The organism is Kribbella sp. NBC_00359 (genome assembly GCF_036097425.1).
In the GTDB taxonomy this organism is placed as follows: domain Bacteria; phylum Actinomycetota; class Actinomycetes; order Propionibacteriales; family Kribbellaceae; genus Kribbella.
Window position 1 is genome coordinate 1,963,592 of sequence record NZ_CP107975.1, and the last position, 20,258, is coordinate 1,983,849.

At 68.2% G+C, this 20,258-nt stretch carries 22 protein-coding genes; 8 read left to right on the forward strand and 14 right to left on the reverse strand.

The window, feature by feature from the left end:
* Positions 1 to 14 precede the first annotated feature (14 nt).
* Positions 15 to 878, reverse strand: a complete 864-nt coding sequence (locus tag OG876_RS09570) for an alpha/beta fold hydrolase (RefSeq protein WP_328524433.1) — start codon at positions 876 to 878, stop codon at positions 15 to 17.
* 159 nt (positions 879 to 1,037) lie between these two features.
* Between OG876_RS09570 and OG876_RS09575 the strand changes: the two genes are divergently transcribed.
* On the forward strand, positions 1,038 to 1,409 hold the full coding sequence (locus OG876_RS09575; RefSeq protein WP_328524434.1) for an FKBP-type peptidyl-prolyl cis-trans isomerase: 372 nt from the start codon (positions 1,038 to 1,040) through the stop codon (positions 1,407 to 1,409).
* Positions 1,410 to 1,515: 106 nt separating this feature from the next.
* Positions 1,516 to 2,133 carry a hypothetical protein gene (locus OG876_RS09580; RefSeq protein WP_328524435.1) on the forward strand — a complete coding sequence of 206 codons (618 nt, stop codon included), beginning with the start codon at positions 1,516 to 1,518 and terminating at the stop codon, positions 2,131 to 2,133.
* A 1-nt stretch (position 2,134) separates the two neighbouring features.
* Here OG876_RS09580 and OG876_RS09585 read toward each other — a convergent pair whose 3' ends face one another.
* From OG876_RS09585 to OG876_RS09595, 3 genes are read right to left on the reverse strand one after another with little or no spacing between them, the layout of a single operon-like run.
* A complete protein-coding gene (locus tag OG876_RS09585) occupies positions 2,135 to 3,046 on the reverse strand; it encodes an ABC transporter ATP-binding protein (protein ID WP_328524436.1) in 912 nt (303 codons plus the stop codon).
* 3 nt (positions 3,047 to 3,049) lie between these two features.
* Positions 3,050 to 4,093, reverse strand: coding sequence for a FecCD family ABC transporter permease (locus OG876_RS09590; RefSeq protein WP_328524437.1), 1,044 nt, complete (start codon positions 4,091 to 4,093; stop codon positions 3,050 to 3,052).
* Positions 4,090 to 5,154 (reverse strand): FecCD family ABC transporter permease, encoded by a 1,065-nt coding sequence (locus tag OG876_RS09595; RefSeq protein WP_328524438.1) that lies wholly within the window; start codon positions 5,152 to 5,154, stop codon positions 4,090 to 4,092. The genes OG876_RS09590 and OG876_RS09595 overlap by 4 nt, the downstream gene beginning before the upstream one ends.
* Before the next feature lie 136 nt (positions 5,155 to 5,290).
* On the opposite strand from OG876_RS09595, the gene OG876_RS09600 reads away from it, so the two are divergent.
* On the forward strand, positions 5,291 to 6,112 hold the full coding sequence (locus tag OG876_RS09600; RefSeq protein ID WP_328524439.1) for a siderophore-interacting protein: 822 nt from the start codon (positions 5,291 to 5,293) through the stop codon (positions 6,110 to 6,112).
* 51 nt (positions 6,113 to 6,163) lie between these two features.
* Here the strand turns inward: OG876_RS09600 and OG876_RS09605 are convergent, their stop codons facing one another.
* The 3 genes from OG876_RS09605 to OG876_RS09615 form a co-directional block, all read right to left on the reverse strand.
* The gene (locus OG876_RS09605) at positions 6,164 to 7,381 is read right to left on the reverse strand and encodes an alginate lyase family protein (RefSeq protein WP_328524440.1); all 1,218 of its coding nucleotides are present in this window, start codon (positions 7,379 to 7,381) and stop codon (positions 6,164 to 6,166) included.
* 256 nt (positions 7,382 to 7,637) lie between these two features.
* Positions 7,638 to 8,051 (reverse strand): TIGR03618 family F420-dependent PPOX class oxidoreductase, encoded by a 414-nt coding sequence (locus OG876_RS09610; protein ID WP_328524441.1) that lies wholly within the window; start codon positions 8,049 to 8,051, stop codon positions 7,638 to 7,640.
* Between the two features lie 34 nt (positions 8,052 to 8,085).
* Positions 8,086 to 8,676, reverse strand: coding sequence for a TetR/AcrR family transcriptional regulator (locus tag OG876_RS09615; protein ID WP_328524442.1), 591 nt, complete (start codon positions 8,674 to 8,676; stop codon positions 8,086 to 8,088).
* A gap of 88 nt (positions 8,677 to 8,764) precedes the next feature.
* Between OG876_RS09615 and OG876_RS09620 the strand changes: the two genes are divergently transcribed.
* Entirely contained in the window at positions 8,765 to 9,466 is a 702-nt protein-coding gene (locus OG876_RS09620) for an SDR family oxidoreductase (protein ID WP_328524443.1), read from the forward strand.
* A gap of 12 nt (positions 9,467 to 9,478) precedes the next feature.
* Here the strand turns inward: OG876_RS09620 and OG876_RS09625 are convergent, their stop codons facing one another.
* On the reverse strand, positions 9,479 to 9,799 hold the full coding sequence (locus tag OG876_RS09625) for a DUF1330 domain-containing protein (RefSeq protein WP_328524444.1): 321 nt from the start codon (positions 9,797 to 9,799) through the stop codon (positions 9,479 to 9,481).
* Between the two features lie 112 nt (positions 9,800 to 9,911).
* On the opposite strand from OG876_RS09625, the gene OG876_RS09630 reads away from it, so the two are divergent.
* Entirely contained in the window at positions 9,912 to 11,879 is a 1,968-nt protein-coding gene (locus tag OG876_RS09630; protein ID WP_328524445.1) for a serine/threonine protein kinase, read from the forward strand.
* A gap of 33 nt (positions 11,880 to 11,912) precedes the next feature.
* On the opposite strand, the gene OG876_RS09635 is transcribed toward OG876_RS09630, so the two are convergent.
* Entirely contained in the window at positions 11,913 to 13,193 is a 1,281-nt protein-coding gene (locus OG876_RS09635) for an adenylosuccinate synthase (protein ID WP_328524446.1), read from the reverse strand.
* 370 nt (positions 13,194 to 13,563) lie between these two features.
* Positions 13,564 to 14,049: a VOC family protein gene (locus OG876_RS09640; RefSeq protein ID WP_328524447.1), complete on the reverse strand. Its 486-nt coding sequence runs from the start codon at positions 14,047 to 14,049 to the stop codon at positions 13,564 to 13,566.
* Between the two features lie 57 nt (positions 14,050 to 14,106).
* Here OG876_RS09640 and OG876_RS09645 point away from each other — a divergent pair, with 57 nt between their 5' ends.
* Positions 14,107 to 14,928 carry an AraC family transcriptional regulator gene (locus OG876_RS09645; protein ID WP_328524448.1) on the forward strand — a complete coding sequence of 274 codons (822 nt, stop codon included), beginning with the start codon at positions 14,107 to 14,109 and terminating at the stop codon, positions 14,926 to 14,928.
* Here OG876_RS09645 and OG876_RS09650 read toward each other — a convergent pair.
* From OG876_RS09650 to OG876_RS09660, 3 genes are all read right to left on the reverse strand, one after another.
* A complete protein-coding gene (locus OG876_RS09650; protein ID WP_328524449.1) occupies positions 14,915 to 16,120 on the reverse strand; it encodes an MFS transporter in 1,206 nt (401 codons plus the stop codon). The two genes, OG876_RS09645 and OG876_RS09650, sit on opposite strands and share 14 nt — an antisense overlap.
* Positions 16,121 to 16,272: 152 nt before the next feature.
* Complete coding sequence (locus OG876_RS09655; protein WP_328524450.1) at positions 16,273 to 17,019, reverse strand: 2-phosphosulfolactate phosphatase; 747 nt, start codon at positions 17,017 to 17,019, stop codon at positions 16,273 to 16,275.
* Positions 17,020 to 17,061: 42 nt separating this feature from the next.
* The gene (locus OG876_RS09660) at positions 17,062 to 17,469 is read right to left on the reverse strand and encodes a DUF3151 domain-containing protein (RefSeq protein WP_328524451.1); all 408 of its coding nucleotides are present in this window, start codon (positions 17,467 to 17,469) and stop codon (positions 17,062 to 17,064) included.
* A 145-nt stretch (positions 17,470 to 17,614) separates the two neighbouring features.
* Between OG876_RS09660 and OG876_RS09665 the strand changes: the two genes are divergently transcribed.
* Positions 17,615 to 18,064 carry an HNH endonuclease gene (locus tag OG876_RS09665; RefSeq protein ID WP_328524452.1) on the forward strand — a complete coding sequence of 150 codons (450 nt, stop codon included), beginning with the start codon at positions 17,615 to 17,617 and terminating at the stop codon, positions 18,062 to 18,064.
* A 151-nt stretch (positions 18,065 to 18,215) separates the two neighbouring features.
* On the forward strand, positions 18,216 to 19,163 hold the full coding sequence (locus OG876_RS09670; RefSeq protein ID WP_328524453.1) for a type IV toxin-antitoxin system AbiEi family antitoxin domain-containing protein: 948 nt from the start codon (positions 18,216 to 18,218) through the stop codon (positions 19,161 to 19,163).
* Between the two features lie 61 nt (positions 19,164 to 19,224).
* Here the strand turns inward: OG876_RS09670 and fbaA are convergent, their stop codons facing one another.
* Positions 19,225 to 20,250: a class II fructose-bisphosphate aldolase gene (gene fbaA, locus OG876_RS09675; RefSeq protein ID WP_328524454.1), complete on the reverse strand. Its 1,026-nt coding sequence runs from the start codon at positions 20,248 to 20,250 to the stop codon at positions 19,225 to 19,227.
* Positions 20,251 to 20,258: the final 8 nt, after the last annotated feature.

Genomic DNA, 20,258 nt, shown 5'->3' on the forward strand with positions numbered 1-20,258 from the left:
TAGCCCTCAAGGGGTCAGCGGGCGAGCACCTCCCGGAGCTTGGCCGCGAACTCCTCCGGCTTCCCCGGCTGGCCGTACTCGTTGCCGAGGAAACCACCGTGCCCACCGGGGAAGACGACCGGCTCGAGGTCGAGGCGAGCAGCCGCCGCCTTGCCGCCACGAGCCGCCATCTGGTTGCCGGACTCCTCACCGACGCCGATCACGATCCGGTCCTTGGCCTTGCCGAGAGCGTCGAAGTCGGGCTGGTACGACGTACAGCCGCGAATGTTCTGCCCGAGCAGGGCGTCGTCGCGGGAACCGTCGTCCTCGGTGGGCAGGCCGAACATGGCCGGGTCGGGCGCCGGCTGCTGCAGGTAGTCGGCTGTGAACTCGCCCTCGTAACCGACCAAGGCGATGAACTTGGCCATCCCCGCGCCCATGCCGTCGCGCTGGTACGTGTCGTAGGTGTCCGCCACCGCGGCCAGCGCGGCCTCGCTGTCCGGCACGACCGCGGCGAGCGGCGGCTCGTGCGCGACCAGGGTGTTGATCAGGTCGGGCCGCTTCGCGGTCAGGGCCAGCGCGTTCACCGCGCCGCCACTGCTGGCGAAGAGGTCGACCGGGCCGGCATCGAGCGCCTCGATCAGCGCGACCAGGTCGTCGGCGTGGTCGTCCGGTGTCAGCTCACTCAGGTCGTCGCTGCGAATGCTCCGCTCCACCCCGCGTGGGTCGTAGGTCACGACCGTCCGATCGGGGAACTGCGACGCCAGCGTGGGGAAACCGCTCGCCCCCATCGGCGAACCGATGATCAGCAACACCGGCCGATCGGCGAGATCGCCACGGACGTCGTACGTCAGGGTGGCTCCAGGCACACCGATCGTGTGGGTGACGGGATCCGTCATGACAAGCTCCTCTGGTCGGGCCCATCCCCCTAGGTTGGGCTCGTGACCGTGAGCCTAGACCGCTTCGCGTCGCACCGAACAGGTCCTCAACCGGCATTTACCCGGAACTCTCCGCGCACCGCCTTGGGGCCGAATGAACCGATCTGCTTAGCTTGTGACATGACTGAGAAGCCAGAGATCGACTTTCCGGACGGGCCGCCGCCGGCGGATCTCGAGATCACCGACATCACCGTGGGCGACGGCGACGAGGCCAAGGCCGGTTCCCGGGTCAATGTGCACTACGTGGGCGTGGCCCACTCGACCGGCGAGGAATTCGACGCGTCGTACAACCGCGGTGCCCCGCTGGCCTTCCAGCTCGGCGTCGGCCAGGTCATCCAGGGCTGGGACACCGGCGTCCAGGGGATGAAGGTCGGCGGCCGGCGCAAGCTGGTCATCCCGCCGCAGCTCGGGTACGGCGACCGCGGCGCGGGCAGCGCGATCAAGCCCGGCGAGACCCTGATCTTCGTAGTCGACCTGATCAGCGTCAGCTGACCCTCTGTCCGGGGCCCCCGCGATCCGCCACAATGGCGGTATCGCGGGGGTCTTTCGCGTAGTTGTACTCATCCGCCTCGCCCAGCGGTCGGTTTGACTGAGAGGCATGACGACGATGGTTGCCACGACCACCCCGGCGGTGCGGGTGAACGCCATCCGGTACGCCGCTCTGGCCGCGAAGGTGCTGCTCTTCGCTTTGTTGCTCTCGGCACTGATCTGGCCGGACCTGAGCGGGATCAAGGGGAAGGCGTCGACCGCACGGCTGATCGTCTACCCGATCGGCGCGATGGCGCTGCCGCTGTGGTGGTGGGCTTACGGTCGGGCGAAGAGCAAGCTGCACGACCACTTCCCGTGGCCCGCCGACCTGCTGATGACTCTCCCGTGGCTGATCGATCTGATCGGCAACCGGCTCAACCTGTTCGACACGGTGAACTGGTGGGACGACGCGATGCACTTCATCCTCTGGGGATTCCTCACCGCCGGCGTCCTGCTCGCCTTCGCACCCCGCAACCTCTCCCGCGGTCTGACGGCCTTCGTAGCCCTCGGCTTCGGCGCTACCGCCGCCGTGGTGTGGGAGATCGGTGAGTACTTCGCCTTCGTCCGCAACTCGACTGAGCTCCAGACGGCGTACACCGACACCCTCGGCGACCTCGCCCTCGGCACCCTTGGCGCCCTCCTGGCGGGTCTGATCCTGTACCAGACCCGCGCCAGAGTGGCGCGATGATCTAGCGGCCGGACGGGCGGCAGACTCCGTTGGCGGCGGCCGATGCGGCGAGCGCCGCGGCAGCCGGAGATGTTCTTGCAGCTGACGGCCGAGTCTCGACGGCGTCGGCGCGGGTCGTCTGGCGGCCGATCGGGACGACCATCGGGCTGCCGGCGACAGGGTCGGGGACGATCTTGACCGCCAGGTCGAAGACGTCCTCGACGACCGCCTCGGTGACGACCTCGCGCGGGTTGCCCTCGGCAACGATGGCGCCGTCCTTCATCGCGATCAGGTGGTCGCCGAACCGGCAGGCCTGGTTCAGGTCGTGCAGGACCAGGACGATCGTCCGCTCCTCGGACTTGTTCAGGTCGACCAGCAGATCGAGCACCTCGAACTGGTGGGTCAGGTCGAGGAACGTCGTCGGCTCGTCCAGCAGCAGGATGTCCGTCTCCTGCGCGAGCGCCATCGCGATCCACACCCGCTGCCGCTGACCGCCGGACAACTCGTCGATCGGCCGATCCGCGAGCGAGAGTACGTCGGTCGACGTCATCGCGGCCGCGACCGCTTCGTCGTCGGTCCTGGTCCACTGCCGGATCCACCGGGTCCGCGGGTACCGCCCGCGTCCGACCAGGTCGGCGACCGTGATCCCCTCCGGTGCGATCGGTGACTGAGGCAACAATCCGAGCTTGGTCGCCACCTCCCGGGTCGGGATCGACTGGATGCTCTTGCCGTCCAGCAGCACGGTCCCCCGCGACGGCTTCAGCAGCCGGGCCAACGTCTTCAGCAGCGTGGACTTGCCGCAGGCGTTGGCGCCCACGATGACGGTGATCTTCCCGGTCGGGATCCGCACCGACAGGTCGTGGATGATCTCCCGCTGGTCATAGCCGATCGCGAGCTCGTCGGCAGCCAAGCTGTGTTCCACAGAGTTCTCCATCTCTCAGCCACCACTCCCGACCCGGTTGGCCCGGGCCAGCAGGAACATCAGGTACGGCGCACCCACCACGCCGGTCACCACGCCGACCGGCAACTGCGTGTCCCCGAACGCGTGCTGTGCGATCAGGTCCGACAGCGCCACCACCAGCGCGCCGAGCAGCGCGGACGCGATCATCGCCGGCCCCGGTGATCGCGTCACCCGCCGCGCGATCGGCGCCGCGACGAACGCGACGAACCCGATCGGCCCGGCCGCCGCCGTCGCCACCGCGGCCATCAGGACCGCGATGACGATCAGCCCAAGCCGCGAGCTCTCCACCCGCAACCCCAGCCCGTACGCCGTCTCGTCGCCGAGCTGCAGAATGCGCAGCCGATGCACGAGGAACGCCGTCAGCGGCGCCAGGACCACAAGCGTGATCGCAAGGGACCGCACGTTCGACCAGTCCCGCCCGTTCAGGCTCCCGGTCAGCCAGATCAGCGCCTGCTGCGCGATCTCGACCCTTGCCTTGGTCAACAGGTACGACGTGATGCTGGTGGCAATCGCACCGGTCCCGATCCCGATCAGGATCAACCGGTAACTCGACACCCCCTGTCGCCACGCCAGCACGTACATGATGAACGCGGTCAGCACCGCACCGACGATCGCGAGGCCCGACACCGCGACCCCGGTCAGCCCCAGCGTGACGATGGCGAACACGGCGAACGCGCTGGCGCCGTACGTGACGCCGATGATGTCCGGGCTGGCCAGCGGGTTGCGGGCGATGCTCTGGAAGATCGCGCCGGACATGCCGAGCGCGGCCCCGACCAACAGGCCGGTGAGTGCCCTCGGCAACCGAAGCTGGTTGACGATGAACCCGGTCGCCCTGTCCCCGCCACCGAACAGCGTCTTCACCACCTCGAGAACCGGGATCTTGAAGTCACCCAGCGACAGCGAGACGCAGAACGTCGCGAAGACGACGACCGCGAGTACGACGATCACCAGCAGCGATCGTGCCTGCCGAGCCGCCCGGGCTCGGGTGATGACCTGAACCGCCTCAGCCGTCGTCGTCATAGGTCGGCCAACTTCCGTCGCCGTACCAGCGCGATGAAGAACGGCGCACCGATCACCGCGGTGACGATGCCGACCTGCAGCTCACCGGGCTGCGCGACGATCCGGCCGAGGACGTCGGCACCGAGCAGCAGGATCGGCGCCAGCAGCATCGAGTACGGCAGGATCCAGCGGTAGTCCGGACCGGTCACCAACCGCGCGACGTGCGGGATCGTCAACCCGATGAAACCGATCGGTCCCGCCGCCGCCGTGGCCGCTCCACACAGCAGTACGACGACCACCGCGACGAACAACCGGGCCAGGCCGACCCGTTGACCGAGCGACTTCGCCACCTCGTCACCGAGCGACAACGCGTTCAGCAACCGCCCCGAGACCAGCGCCAGCACGATCCCGATCAGGATGAACGGCGCGACCTGCCCCGCGATGTCCGAACCGCGGCCGGCCAGCGACCCGACCGACCAGAACCGGAACTGGTCGAAGGTGTCGACGTCACCGATCAGCACGGCGGTGGTGAGCGACCCGAGCATCGCGGTCATCGCTGCCCCGGCGAGCGCCAGCTTCACCGGCGTCACCCCCTCGCGGCCGAGCGACCCGAGCAGATAGACGACGACGGACGCGGCCGCCGCACCCACGAACGCGAGCCAGACGTACGCCGTCAGACTCGACAACCCGAACCAGTAGATGCCGCCGACAACGAAGAGCGCGGCGCCACCGTTGACCCCGAGGATGCCGGGATCGGCCAGCGGGTTCCGGGTGACGCCCTGCATCAGCGCCCCGGACAACCCCAGGGCGGCACCGACGAGCAGACCGATCACGGTCCGCGGCACGCGCAGTGAGCGGACGATCACCTGATCGGTGTCCCCCTCGTTGTAGTGGCGCAAGGCATCGATCACCGTCGGCAACGGGATCTGCTTCGACCCGACCGCGATGCTGAGCAAGGTCACCAGCACGAGCAAGGCGATGCAGCCGATCAGGCCGAGGACGAGTGTCGCTCGCCTGGTACGCCGAGGGCGCGACGAGACGGCGACAGCGGGGTCGGCCGAGACGACAGTGGGCGGGGGCATTGGACTTCGGCATCCTCTTAGGTAAGGCTAACCTCTAGACGCCACAGAATAACCCGGTCGTCCACGGGTCCGCATCTGCGGAGTTTCCTGACCGGGGCGGTGGGGCGGGGTAGCCAAGACATGGAGAAACCAAAGCATGACGACTGTGCTCGAGCGGCCGATCGTGTTCGATTCCGTCCTCGCCACCGTGGCGGCCGTCGACGACCTGAGCCCGCACCTGCGCCGCGTGACGTTCGTCGCACCGCGGATCGCGGAGGCGGTCACCGCCGGACCGGACCAGCGGATCAAGGTGCTGCTCGCGCCGCCCGACGCCAGCGACATCAAGCTCCCGTCCGGCCCTGAGTGGTACCCGGAATGGTGTGCGCAGCCGGTCGAGGAGCGTTTCATCATGCGGACGTACACCGTCCGCGCGCTGCGTCCCGAGGTCGCCGAGCTCGACGTCGAGTTCGTCCTGCACGGCGTGAACGGCCCGGCCTCGGCCTGGGTCAGCGAGGCTCGGCCGGGCGACCAGGCCGGCCTGATCCTGCCCTTCGCGGTGGACACGACCAGCACCAAGGGCCTGCTGCACTCCGGGGTCGACTACGTCCCACCGGCGACCAGCGTGCGCCGCGTCCTGGTCGCCGACGAGACCGCGCTGCCGGCCCTCGCCGGGATCCTCGAGCAGCTGCCCGCCGCCGTCCACGCGACCGTCTTCGTCGAGGTCCCCGGCGCCCGCGACATCCGGCCGCTGCCGACCCCAGGCTCCGCCGACATCACCTGGATCACGCCCGGCGGTGACATGTCGTTGCTCGAAGCCCTCAAGTCCGCCGGCCTGCCGTACGACGCCGACTACGCCTGGGTGGCCGGCGAGTCGTCGATGATCAAGTCGGTCCGCCGCCACCTGGTCAACGCGGTCGGCATGCCGAAGGCGGCCATCTCCTTCCAGGGCTACTGGAAGCGCGGCGAGGCCCAGATCTGAACTGCTCCGGGAGAGCTGAAGGGCAGAGTTCCAGCTCTCCCGGAAGCCTTGTTATGAAGGGTTCTCGGCGTGGGTCAGGGTCTCCCACGCGACGAACAGGTTGTTCGAGCCGGCCGGGCGGCGCGACTCGGTCAGAGCCTGGGTGTTCGTCATCGCGATGCCGAGGCGGGTGTGCAGGGCGTTGTAGCCGACCTCGGTGATCGGGCCGAGGCCGCGGTTGACAGTGCCGTTGCACAGCCAGGACGGCACCGGCTCGAGGTTGCGCTCCCACCGGGACTGGAATCCGAGCGCCTGCCGCAGCCGCTCACCGAACTCCGGGTAGAGGTCGATCCCCTGGATCCGGGACGTCTCCAGTACGTGCGAGATCGACGAGATGCCGTAGCCGGTGTGGGTGAAGTCGCGACAGGTCTCCTGAGTCAGACCGGTCACGAAGGTCCCCTGGCCCTGCCAGTACGCGACGATCTTGTCGCGGGTGTCGAGGTTCTGGCTCGGCTTCGTCTTCGGCAGCGCACCGTCCGACTCCAGGTACACGTACGCCGGCACCCGGACCCGGTACAGCGCGATAGCCTTGTCGTACACGGTCTTGTCCTCGAGAAACACGCCGATGCCCTGGATCGCCTCGGTCATGCTCAACTCCCAGTTCCCGTTGGAGTTCGAGCCGTTGATGATCTCGGGCAGGTACACGTTGCGCAGCATCGTCGCGAACCGGCCCGAGTTCGGCCAGTTCCCGTACACGTACCTGATGATCTCCGCGGCCTTCGGCCAGGACGACGCCGACCACGCGGTCTGCAGCGGCGCATTGCTGTTCGTGTGGTCCTGGATGGTCGCCGACCACGCGTCCATCAACTGGATCGCCTTCTGCGCATAGCGATCGTCACCGGTGAGGTACCAGAGCAGGGCGTCGGTGTACGCCGCGATGGCGTCCTCACGCTCGTTGGTACAACCGAGGTTCGGATTCGAGTACGGGCCGCATTCCACGACCGCGCGTGGGGTCGGCGTACGCGAGAGAGATGCGTACGAACTGCTCTTGGCCTGGTTGAACGCGTTGGTCCACGGCTGTGCGCCGGCCTGCACCTTGGCCCGGACGAAGTCCAGTTGAGCCCGGCTCACCCCGACACCAGGATGAGTGAACGTCGCAGGTGCATCGACAGCTGCTGGTACGGCGGAATGCGGTGAGTCGGCGCTGGACGCGGCGACCGCTGGGCTGCTGAGGGCTCCGGCCACCAGCGCTGCACACGCTGTGGCCAGGAGCAGGGGTTTGGTTCGCATGGGCGGATGTCCTGTCTTCGGGGGCGGTAGGACACTGCGCTCCCCCGCGTGCCCGGAGGCACTAGCGCAGGGTCTTTGCGAAAGTTTGACGACGGACGGTGAGCGCGTCAATATCCCGGCGGAAATCAGCTTCACAACGGAACAACCGCACGGCTTTTCCCAGCTCAGTGGAACAAAGTGAGAACTTGTCCCATGATCCCACGCCAGCTCCCGACCGCCGGAGCCGCGGTCATGACCACCCCGGCACTACCCTCCGTCACGGGTGTCCCAGCTGACTCGTGATGCGTTCGACGATGACGCTGGTGGCGTATCGCGTGGTGCCCGGCGGCTCCACGTCCGCCCACTCGCCGGCGTACTTCCGGGCGATCGCCTGCTCGAGCGCGAACTCCGGGTCAGGGACCAGATCGTCGATCCGGCCGCGGAGCTCGACGTAGTGCGTCGGGCGGGCCGGGTCGACGATCACGACCGAGATCAGCGGGTTGCGCTGGAGGTTACGCAGCTTCTGCCGGCCGTCGACCAGGCTGATGCGCACCCGTTCGCGGTCCCAGAGGAACCACAGCGGCGTGACCTGCGGCTCGCCACGCTTGCCGATCGTGCCCACCATCGCGACCGCTGTCGAGGACAACAGGTCGTGAAACGCCGCCGGGATCTCCACTCGCGCCTCCTCCATCAGGACAAGGCACTGAGCCTACGTGCGGGCGGGATCAGCTCAGCTGCGTCGCCAGGTCGCCGGAGCGAACGCCGGCCGCGTCCAGCAGCGCGGCCGCGGTGGTGACGCCGATGCCGCCCAGCGGCTGCGCCCGTACGACGGATCGCGCGCTCGCACCGTCGAAGATGATCGTCAGCTGGATCGCCAGCGTGCCAGGATCCTCCGCGCCGGCCTTCACCAACTCGCGGTGGAAGAAGTCGGTCAGCTGCTGCTTGAAGTGCCGCGCGACCACCGACCCCGGGTGCTCGGGATTCTTCAGCTCCACCGCCGTACTCACGTACGGGCAGCCCAAGAAGTTGCCAGCAGCAACCACAGCGTCCTGTCGCTCGAACACCTCCAGGATCCGGTCCCGGGCCGGCCGGTCATCCTCCGCGCCGGGATGCAGCAGGGTCTGGTACACCGCCCCGCGGTTGGCCAGGCTCTCCGCGATCAGCTCGTCCTTGGACCGGAACAGCTGGTACATGGACTTCTTCGACACCCCGGCCGCCTTGCAGAGCGCGTCCACTCCGATGTTGACGCCGTCGCGGTAGAAGAATTCGCCCGCGGCGTCCAGGAGCCGCTCGCGGGGGGTTGCCGAGGTGGTCATGGAACGAGGGTACCGGCTGGATTTGCGCGAGGAAACCGATCGGTTTACAGTCATGGAAACAGATCGGTTTCTATCTAGGGAGTTTCAGATGACCTCACTCGCAGGCGCCGTCGTCCTGGTCACCGGCGGGCAGCGCGGCATCGGCAAGGCAATCGTCGACAATCTGCTCGACCGGGGTGTCGCCAAGGTCTACGCGACCGCTCGCAACCCGCAGGACAGCTCCGACCCGCGCGTTGTCCCGCTGCCGCTGGAGATCACCGACGCGGCATCGATCGAGGCGCTGGCCGCGGCCGCTACCGACGTCACCGTCCTGATCAACAACGCCGGCGCCAGCTCGCCGGACACCTACCTGGGCGCACCGGCCGCAGAGATCCGGGCGGTCTTCGACGCGAACTTCTTCGGCCCGCTCGAGCTGACCCGGGCCTTCGTCCCGATCATCGAGCGGAACGGCGGCGGCCACATCCTGAACGCCCACTCGGCCCTGTCCTGGGTCGCCCGGCACGGCGCGTACTCCGCGACCAAGGCCGCGTTCTGGCTGCAGACCAACGCCATCCGGCTCGAACTGCGCAACCGCGGCATCGGCGTCACCGGCCTGCACATGGGGTACGTCGACACCGACATGACCACCGCGGTCACCGCCCCGAAGTCCCGTCCCGAGGACATCGCCAAGCAGGCCCTCGACGGCATCGAGTCCGGCGCCCACGAGGTCCTCGCCGACGACACCGCCCGCGGCGCGAAGGCCGCCGTCTCCCAGGACCTGACCGTGCTCTACCCCGAGCTGGTCAACTAGCCGGACGGGAGATCAGGCCAGTACGTCGGTGGCCTTGTGGGTGCGGTCGACGCCCTCGACGAAGATCACCACGCCGTCGGAGTTGCGGGTGCGCAGCGGGAGGATCTCGAGGTAGGCCGGCGACTCGTACCAGCCGCGCAGGTGGTCGTAGTCCGGGAACTCGATCACGATCGGCGCACCCTCCCACTCGCCCTCGACGGACTCCGGGCGGACCCCGTGCACGATGAAGTGGCCGTCGTACGGGGCCAGCGTGTCGTCGATGCGCTCCAGGTACTCGACGATGTCCGCGCCCATCCGGACGTTGCGCAGGTAGGCGATCGCGTAGGCCTTCATGTCTCCTCCTCGGGTGGTTGATGCGTTCAGCTTCGGGCACGAGGAGAATTCAGACGATTACCTCAGAGGTCATCACGGTTGCTTGGTCTGCTGCCGACGTACCGTAGATGCCATGTCAGTCTCAGGGGGGCCGCCTTCCACACCCGTCGAGGAGGTGGAGGAGCGGGTCGGGCCGTACCGGTTGATCCGGCGGCTCGGGCAGGGCGGGATGGGTGTCGTCTACCTGGCCGAGGGACCGGAGCGCCAGGAGGTCGCGCTCAAGGTGCTGCGCCCGCATGTGGCACACGACCCGATCGCACGGGCCCGGTTGCAGCGCGAAGCGACCACACTGCAGAAGGTGAGCCACCCTGGCGTGGCAGGCATCCTCGACCACGACCTGGAGGGCGACCAGCCCTATCTGGTCACCCGATTCGTGCCGGGGCGGCCGCTGGACGAGCAGGTAGACGAGCGCGGGCCACTGACCCCGCGGAAATGGCTGCCACTGGCTGGATGCCTGGCGGAGTCGCTGCAGGCCATCCACCTGGCCGGAGTGATCCACCGCGACCTCAAGCCGGGCAACGTGATGATGTTCAACGGCAAGCCGGTGATGATCGACTTCGGCATCGCCCAGGCCGCTGACGACCTGCGTCTCACCCAGACCGGTCTGGTGATCGGTACGCCGGGCTATCTGGCACCGGAGCTCATCGAGGGCGAGATGGTGTCGGAGTCGGCCGACTGGTGGGGCTGGGCGGCCACTGTGACGTTCGCCGCCACCGGACGCCGGCCGTTCGGCAAGGGCCCGTTCGAGGCGGTGCTGCACCGGGTGCACACCGGGCAGGCCGACCTGGACGGTTTGGACCCGCGGCTGAAGCCACTGCTCGCTGCGGCGCTGTCGCCGGCCAAGGGCGATCGGCCGACGCGGGACGAGATCATGACCGGCCTCAACCGGTACGCCGAGGGCCGTGACGCGCTGCCGCCGCGCGAGACGCCGACGATCACCGCGGTACCGCCGACTGTTCAGCTGCACCCGCAGACCGCGCTGATGACGCGGGAGCTGCCGTCGGACGAACCGTCGCCGACGGATGTCGCGCAGTTGGTGCCACCGGTCCTTCCGCCGATGTCGGCGTTCGCTCCGATCCGGGACAAGCTGCGGGAGGCGGCCGCGGCGAAGAAGGCCGCTCAGCCCGTGCCGGTGGCTCCGATGCACCCCGCGACGTACAGTCCGGCTCCGAACGCGGCCGCACCTGCGGCGATGCCTTTGCCGTATCAGGGCGGTCCGGTTTCGCCGTACCAGAATCCGGCGCCGTACCAGAGTCCTGCGCCCGCGCCGTACCAGCAGGGCTCGGCTCCTGCGCCGTACCAGCAGGGCTCGGCTCCTGCGCCGTACCAGCAGGGCCCGGCTCCGGCGCCGTACCAGCAGCCTGGTCAGCCGGCGAAGCCTGAGAAGGCTCCGCCGACCGGCCGGCGGACTGCGATGGTGGTCGGCCTAATGGTCGCGCTGACTGGCCTGACCGCTCTCAACCCCGGCCTTGGTGCCGCTGTCGCGATCATCCTGCTCGTGATCGCTCGGACGGTCGACCGCACCAGCACTGCGCTCATGCGCCGCCGTCAGCTCCGCGGCCGGTCCGGGCGATCGGACGGCGTGGTGGCCGCGGCGTCCAGTCCGCTGCAACTGGTGACCGCAGCCCTGATCACTCTGCCCTGCCTGATCCTGCCGCTGGTGATGGGCGTTGTCGTCGGCGGCATCGTCACCGCCGTCGCCGCCACTGCCTACGGACTCGACTGGCAGCCCTTGTCGGCCGTCGGCTTCGGCAGCGCGGCCATCACCGCACTCTTCACCGCCTGGTGGGGCCCCGGCGGCAGTTCACTCCGTCGCGGCGCCCACATCGCGGCCCGCAACACCTTCCGTCCCCACTGGCTCTCGGTACTCCTGGCCGCCGTACTGCTGGCCATCGGCGGCTTCACCTTCTACCAAGCCACCCAGGGCCAAGGCGCCGCCTGGGCCCGCACCCCCATCGAGGCCCCCACCCTCAACCGCCCCACCATCGGCGACCTCCGCAACGCCCCCCTGATCCGCGACCTCCCCTTCATCGGCAACTGAAGCGTCGCGAGCTGAAGGGGAGGCCGCCCGGGCTCAGAGCTGGACGATCTGGGAGCGTTCGGGGCCTACGCCGATGGCGGAGATGCGGGCGCCGCTGAGGGATTCGACGGCGCGGACGTAGGTCTGGGCTTCCTTCGGGAGGTCGTCGAAGGAGCGGCAGCCGGTGATGTCGTCGGACCAGCCGTCGAACTCCTCGTAGACCGGCGTCGCGTGGTGGAAGTCGGTCTGGGTCATCGGCATCTCGTCGTGGCGGACGCCGTACACGTCGTACGCGACGCAGACCGGGATCTTGTCCCGGCCGGTCAGCGTGTCCAGTTTGGTGAGGACGAAGTCGGAGACGCCGTTCACGCGGGCGGCGTACCGGGCGATGACCGAGTCGTACCAGCCACACCGGCGCGGCCGGCCCGTCGTCGTACCGAACTCGAAGCCCTGCTGCCGCAGCCACTCGCCGTCGGCGTCCAGCAGCTCGGTCGGGAACGGGCCCTCGCCGACGCGGGTCGTGTACGCCTTCACCACGGCCATGACGCGGTCGATCCGGGTCGGCGGGATGCCGGTCCCGGTACAGGCGCCCGCGGAGATCGCGTTGGACGATGTGACGAACGGATACGTGCCGTGGTCGACGTCCAGGAGCGTCGCCTGGCCGGCCTCCATCAGGACCGTCTTGCCGTCGTCCAGCGCCTTGTTCAGCAGGAGGCTCGTGTCGGCCACCATCGGCTTGAGGCGGTCGGCGTACCCGAGCAGCTCGTCCAGCACCTCGCGGATCTCGACCGCACGCCGGTTGTACACCTTCACCAGCAGCTGGTTCTTCTGCTCCAGCGCGCCGGTGACCTTCTGCTCGAGGATCTTCTCGTCGTACAGGTCCTGGACCCGGATGCCGACCCGGTTCATCTTGTCGGCGTACGTCGGGCCGATGCCACGGCCCGTGGTCCCGATCTTGCGGCTGCCGAGGAACCGCTCGGTCACCTTGTCCAGCGTGCGGTTGTACGGCGGGATGACGTGGGCGCTCGCACTCACGACGAGCTTCGACGTGTCGACCCCGCGGGCCTGCAACGCGTCGAGCTCCTCGAAAAGGACGCTCAGGTCCACCACGACGCCGTTGCCGATCACCGGGGTCACACCCGGCGTGAGGATGCCACTCGGGAGCAGGTGCAGCGCGTACTTCTCGGATCCGATCACGACCGTGTGGCCGGCGTTGTTGCCGCCGTTGAACTTGACCACGTAGTCGATGACCTCGCCCGTGTTGCCGAGCAGATCGGTCGCCTTGCCTTTGCCCTCATCGCCCCATTGGGCGCCGACGAGCACGATTGCGGGCATCTCAGCCCTCCTCTTCACGCGCGGGGCCCCTGACGCGATGAGCTGTCCCAAAAGGAACGGCCTCACACCCCGTGGCTGCCGACGCTGGAAACGGTGAAGCCCGGAGACGTTCACCGGACATTCATCCGGCAACGCATCCAGGCTCTTGCGACCAAAGCCTACCGGACCGGGGCGGCACCGGTTCGGCCTGCCCAGCAGGCCGAAACGCTCACTTCAAGTCACTGTTTCATCAACTGACGGGTTGCCATTTTCCGTGATCGCGTGCACACTCTTAGTCAGCGGCCCGCCGAAACTGCCGCAGGGGACGGTTCCGGCGGGCCGCTTCCTCGTGCTCATCCGAGGAAGCGCCTTGTGCACAAGGCTTTCTGGACTACTCCAGCCCTTCCGGGTTCGAGGCCAGCCACTCCTTGACCCGGCGGTCGGCCTCCTCGCGCGACACGTCCTCGACCTTCGTCAGGATCGCCCAGCGGTGGCCGAACGGGTCGATCACGGTGCCGAAGCGGTCACCGGTCATGAACGTCTGCACCTCTTCCACCGGCTTCGCACCGGCCGCGACCGCCTTCGCGTACGTCGCGTCCACGTCGGGCACGTAGTGCACCAGCGACGAATGCACCCACTCGCCGTTCGGCGCGCGCAGCCCGAGCTGCGGCATCTGGTCGCTGAGCTGCAGCATCGAGTTCCCGAACTTCAGCTCCGCCTGACCGACCCGCCCGTCCGGCATGTCCTGCCGGCTGATCACCTCGGCCCCGAACACCGACTGGTAGAACTCGATCGCCTTCGCGCCGTCCGGTACGGCGAGGTACGGGGTCAGCGAGTGATAACCGTCGGGGATGGGGTTTACCGTGTTCGTCGTCATGACAGTCAGTCAACGGCAAGGACGCCGTACCGGTCTTGTAAGAAAGCGACAGCCAGTGTGAGCACACCACCGCCGGACAGCGAGAAGGGCATCCTGCACCCGCGGGAGCAGGCCCGCCACCGCTCGCTGAGCCGCCTCGCGGCCGGCCGGGAGGTCGGCCGGTTCGTGGAGTGGTACTGGATCGTCGAGTGGGACCTGGACGAGCCGTACACGGCCGAGGTGCTGCCGTTCCCGAGCGTCAACGTCACCTTCGAACAGCCGGGCGGCGCGTTCGTGAACGGGGTCTGCACACGCAAGTTCGAGCGCGAACTCGTCGGGCGGGGCCGCGCGTTCGGGGTGAAGTTCTGGGCTGGTGGATTCGGTGCGGTGACCGGGCTGGACGTGGCGTCGTTCCGCGACCAGGTGCTGCCGCTGACCGCGGTATTCCCCGACGGCGACCGGCTTGCGGACCTGGTGTTCGCCGAGGAGTCCGACGTACGGCGTCGTGCGGTGATCGAGGCGTTTCTCCGGGACCACCTGGCGCCGCCGGATCCGTCGTACGAACTGGTCCGGGAGATCGTCACGGCGATGTCGACGGATCGGTCCGTGGCGCGGGTGGACCAGATCACCGAGCGGTTCGGCATCCCGATCCGGACACTGCAGCGGTTGTTCCGTCGCTATGTCGGTGTGGGTCCGAAATGGGTGCTCCGCCGCTACCGCCTGCACGACGGCGCGGAGTTGCTCGCCCAGGGCGAAGTAGTCGAGCTGGCGGAGCTGTCTGCCTCACTCGGCTACTTCGACCAGGCTCACTTCTCCAAGGAGTTCAAGCAGCAGATCGGCCTGACTCCGGCCGAGTACGCGACCAGAGCCGCGGCCGAACGCCAGATCACCTACCGCTGAGCTTTACCGTCACAGCCGTCGCCGTCGCGACCAGCGTGGCCGCCAGCGCGACAACGAAGCCGTACTGCGCACTGTGGCTATCGACGACGCGACCTGCGAACGCTGCTCCGAGAGCGATCCCCGCCGCGGCCCCTGAGTTCAGCCAGGTGAACGCCTGCGTGAGTACGGCGGGCTCCACCGAGGACTCGGCCAAAACGGCCGAGAGCGTCTGGAACGGCGCAATCGCCAAGCCAGGTAGTGCCAAAGCGAAAGCCGCGGCGAGAGGACTCTGCACCGCGATCAGCGGCACGCAGGCCACGGTGAGACCGACCAGCACGATGACGAGCTGCGTCTGCGGAGCTGTACGCCAGCGCCTTGCACCATAGGCGAGTCCGGCGAACAGGCTGACCAGACTGGTGATGCTGTAGAGCGGTCCGGCCAGACCCGGCGTGCCTCTCGCGACTGCGAAGGCCGTGACCGACACCTGCATGCTGCCGAAGAAGAGGCCGATGCCGATGTTCGTCCCGACCAGTCCCGCGAATCGCTTGTGTAGCAGGCGTTTTGAGCGTTCGTGCTGACTACGTGGGCCGGCCGGTGGCGCCGTACGACGTTGCACCGCCAGCAAGAGGCCTCCCGTCAGCAGGAGACTCGTCGCGAGTACAGACCCTGCGACCGGACTGCCGAAGGCACTGACTGTGCCGACGAGGCCTGGGCCGACCATGAACGCGACTCCGACACTCAGCGATTCCAGAGCGAAGGCTGACGAGAGCAGTGGCGTGCCACGCAGTGCATGCGACCAGCGAGCTGCAGTCTGCGCACCCAACTGCGGGAGTGATCCGCCTGCCACGACACCCGCCATGATGAGCGACCAGAGTGGTGCGTCCGAGACAGTGAGGCCGATCAACAGAGCGACTGCGGCGGCGTGAGCGAGCAGCGTGATCGGCAGCATTCGGGTCTGCCCGAAACGGTCGATGAGGCGGGCGACCTGCGGACCTGCCAGCGCCTCGGCGACCGCGAACCCACCCGTCACGCTGCCGGCCGCGGCGTACGAGCCGGTCGATCCGTGGACCAGCCAGACGATGCCCAGGCCGGTCATGGCGATACCGATGCGAGCCGGTGCCGCCGCCAAGTAGAACTTCCACGCCCCGGGGGTACGCAGTACCGCTGCGTAGGTGGTTGTGGGCGTGCTGATCCGTCCGGTGAGTGCCGGCACGGTGAGACCTTCCGCTGCCCGAAGGGGCGGGGACCCGACCGTGGGCGTCCTGCTTCACCGGTCTGTCCGTCCGCCTACAACCGTCCATGTTCGGCAGGAAGCGGGGACGCTCGCCGCCTGCCGGCTCTGTCAACGGGCAGAAACCTCGTGGTTCAGGTTGACGTGCTCATCTTACCGTCCCGCAGCACGGGCACTGACCGACTGCTGTCGACCTCGGCCGCGATCGCCACATCCTCGGGGAAGCCGTACTGCGTGAGTTCGCGCCCGCCGGCGCAGTCGTGCAGCACAACCGGGAGCTCATTCGCCACAGCGTCGTACGCCGCCTTCGCCGCCCGCGCCTCCGGCGACAACCCGTCTAACTGCAGAGCGCTCAGGAAGCCGCCGGCACCCCAGAGATCCTCGACCGCCGGCCTGAGTGAGCCGTCCTTCCACCGCTCACCTGCCGCGATGGCGACCACCTTGAGGTCCGGGTCCTCGGCGCAGCGCTCGTTCACCCACGCGGCGGCCGCGGCCCGGTTGCGCAGCGACACCGCGATGACTGTGGCTCCGCTGTCACTGAGTTGTTGCGCGATGGTCGAGCCGTTGGGCGACGGCAGCACCAATCGCTGGACTCCGGTTGATTGGCGGATGGTGACCGGCGACAAGCTCACGTCACCCGGTCCCGCCTCGGATCGTCCGACTGCGAGCACGGCGTCGTACTGCTTGGCGTAGGCAACGGCGGTCTCGTCGCGCCAGCGGTACGGGTATACCTCGATGCCGCGATCGGCCGCGACCGTCACGGCCGTGGTGAACGACAGCACGTCCACGACTGCGACGAGCGAGCCGGCGACCACCTCAGCCCCTACCGGGCCCCAGTCGAAGCCGACTCTGAATCCGTCCTGCGCATATGGGCTGATCACTCGACGGATCATGCCGTCGAGTGATCGGCCCGACAACCAGGTTCAGCTCAGGACATCGGCCGCGGTGGGTGACGAATCGCGCAGGAAGGTCGCGCAGCGCTCGGCCTCGTCCTTCTCGTCGATGAGCGCGGCCGCCTTCCCGAGCGCGGCCAGGCAGCGCAGGAACCCGCGGTTGGGCTCGTGCTCCCACGGGACCGGCCCGTGACCCTTCCAGCCGTTGCGCCGGAGCAGGTCCAGGCCGCGGTGGTATCCGGTCCGCGCGTACGCGTACGCCTCGATCGTGCGTCCGTCTGCCAGCGCCGCCTCGGCCAGCACCCCCCAGGCCAGCGACGAGGTCGGGAACTTGGCGGCGACGTCCACTGCCGCTGCCCCGGCGGCGAGTTCCGCCGCGGCCGGGTCGACGGGGAGTAGTGTCTCGGGAGGACCTGAGAGCAGATTGTTCAATTCCATAAGCACATCTTCGCCGATCACGCAGCCGTACCGGAACGTGACCGTCTGACGAAATCCGTTGACCGTTCACCGACCGGCCACGGATGCTTGAGACCCTGCGTCATAGCCGCCGTGGTTCCCAGCTACGGCCGGAAGGAGGCACCGGATGAGCGTCATAGTCCTGAACGCGTCATACGAGCCGCTGCACACCGTGTCGATCCAGCACGCCATCCGGATGCTGGTCCGCGAGGTCGCAGTGGTGGAAGAGGCGCACGGCGAGCGGACCATCGGCCCTTTTCCGGTTCCACGCGTGCTGCGCCTGGTCCGGTACGTCGTCACCCACTGGCGGTACGCGGCCGGCCGGATGAAGTACAGCAAGCACGGTGTGCTGCGGCGGGACAAGTTCCGGTGTGCGTACTGCGGTCTGGACAACGCCGACACCATGGACCATGTCCAACCCAGATCCAGGGGCGGCCGCACCGAGTGGCTGAACGCCGTGGCCGCCCATGCCTCCTGCAACGAGCGGAAAGGCAATCGCACACCCGCCGAGGCCAACATGCCGCTCCTCTGGCAACCCTGGGTACCAACCCGCGCGGAGCTCGTCATAGACAAATGACGGGCTTTTTTCATGCCCGAATCCAGCCCCCTACTGCGCTCAGGGCACTCCGCCATCGGGGATCCCCAGGTTCTCCACAGATTTGAAGTCGTTGTTCTGGGCGGGGTTCGATCACGGCAGTTTCTAGGGCATGAACCCTCAACTCTCCGTCATGGCCTCCATCCGGGGCGGCGTGTTCACCCGTGCCGATGCGCGGGCCTGCGGCTACCCCGACCCCGATATCGACTCCCTGCTGGACAGCGGCGGCTGGCGCCGGATCCGGCCGGGCACCTATGCCGAGCGTCGTTCCCTGATCCTCGTCACCGATGAAGTTCTCCACCTGCGCAAGGTGCATCGCGTGCTCCGCTCAGGCGGGCCCAACGTCTACGCCAGCCACCAGTCCGCCGCGGCACTGCATGCGCTGCCACTCTGGGGCCTCGACCTGTCCCGCGTGCACGTGACCGCGTCGGCCGGCCGATCGGGCTGCGTCGGCGGCGTCCACCGCCACATCCGCGATCCCGTCGGCCCCGGCATGCAGCTCTGGAACAAGCTCCGGATGGTCTCCCCCGCCCGCGCGATCGTCGAGGTCGCCGCGACCGCCCCCACAACGCCCGCCGTCGTCCTGACCGAAGCCGCTCTGTACTCCGGTCTCGTCACCAGACGCTCGCTGAAACGCGCGGTCCAAGACCACGGGGACGAACGCGCCCTCGCGGTGGTATCCCACGCCTGCACGGAATCGGCGTCCGTCGCCGAATCACGCCTCCGCTTCATCCTCGCGGAAGCCGGATTCCCGGCCCCCGCGCTGTGCCCGACCCCGGACGCGCCTGACCCGGCCGATCCGGAGACCAGCTCGCTGTGGTTCCCCGAGGAACGCACCGTGCTGGACTTCGAGCCGCGTTTCCCCTTCTGGTGCGACGAGTTCGAGCCGGATGAAGACGAGCCACCAGCACCCGCACCGATCTCCGATCCGACCGCTCCGCAACCGGTCGAGCGCTGCTGGATCTCCTGGGCCGACCTCAACGACCCACCCGCCGTCATCGACCGAGTCCGCGCCACCTTCACCCGAGCATCCCGCCGTACCGGCGTCCGGCAGTTCCACCTCGCCCGCGCCCGGATGTGAGTGAGGGGGCCCACCGCACGCAGCGGTGAGCCCCCTCGAAGACCCTTAGGAGGATCCGATGTCAGCCGTTCAGCGACGTACCCGTGGAGCGGAGGCTCTCGCAGGCCTCGCCGACGCGCTTCGCCATGCCCTCTTCGGCCAGCTTGCCCCAGGCGCGCGGGTCGTAGGCCTTCTTGTTGCCGACGTCCCCGTCCACCTTCAGCACACCTTCGTAGTTGCTGAACATGTGGCCCGCGGCCGGCCGGGTGAACGCGTACTGCGTGTCGGTGTCGACGTTCATCTTGATCACGCCGTTGTCGACCGCGGCCCGGATCTCCTCCAGCGTCGAGCCGGACCCACCGTGGAACACCAGGTCGAACGGGCGCTCCTTGCCGACCTTCGCGCCGACCTGGTCCTGGATCTCCTTCAGGATCTCCGGCCGGAGCTTGACCGCGCCCGGCTTGTAGACGCCGTGCACGTTGCCGAAGGTCAGCGCGGTGATGTAGCGGCCGTTCTCACCCGTGCCGAGCGCCTCGACCGTGGCCAGGCCGTCCTCGACGGTGGTGTAGAGCTTCTCGTTGATCTCGTTCGCGACGCCGTCCTCCTCGCCACCGACGACACCGACCTCGATCTCCAGCACGATCTTCGCCGCGGCCGCCTTGGCCAGCAGGTCCTTGGCGATCTCCAGGTTCTCGGTCAGCGGGACCGCCGAGCCGTCCCACATGTGCGACTGGAACAGCGGGTTCTCGCCGCGGGCGACGCGCTCGGCGGAGATCTCCAGGAGCGGCCGGACGAAGCCGTCCAGCTTGTCCTTCGGGCAGTGGTCGGTGTGCAGCGCGATGTTCACCGGGAAGTTCTTGGCGACCTCGTGCGCGTAGGCCGCCAGCGCGACCGAACCGGTGACCATGTTCTTCACGGTCGACCCGGACAGGTACTCCGCACCGCCGGTGGAGACCTGGACGATGCCGTCCGAGCCCGCCTCGGCGAAACCGCGGATCGCGGCGATCAGCGTCTGCGAGGAGCTGACGTTGATGGCCGGGTAGGCGAAGCGGTTCTGCTTGGCCTTGTCCAGCATCTCGGCGTAGACCTCAGGGGTGGCAATAGGCATGTCTCGCG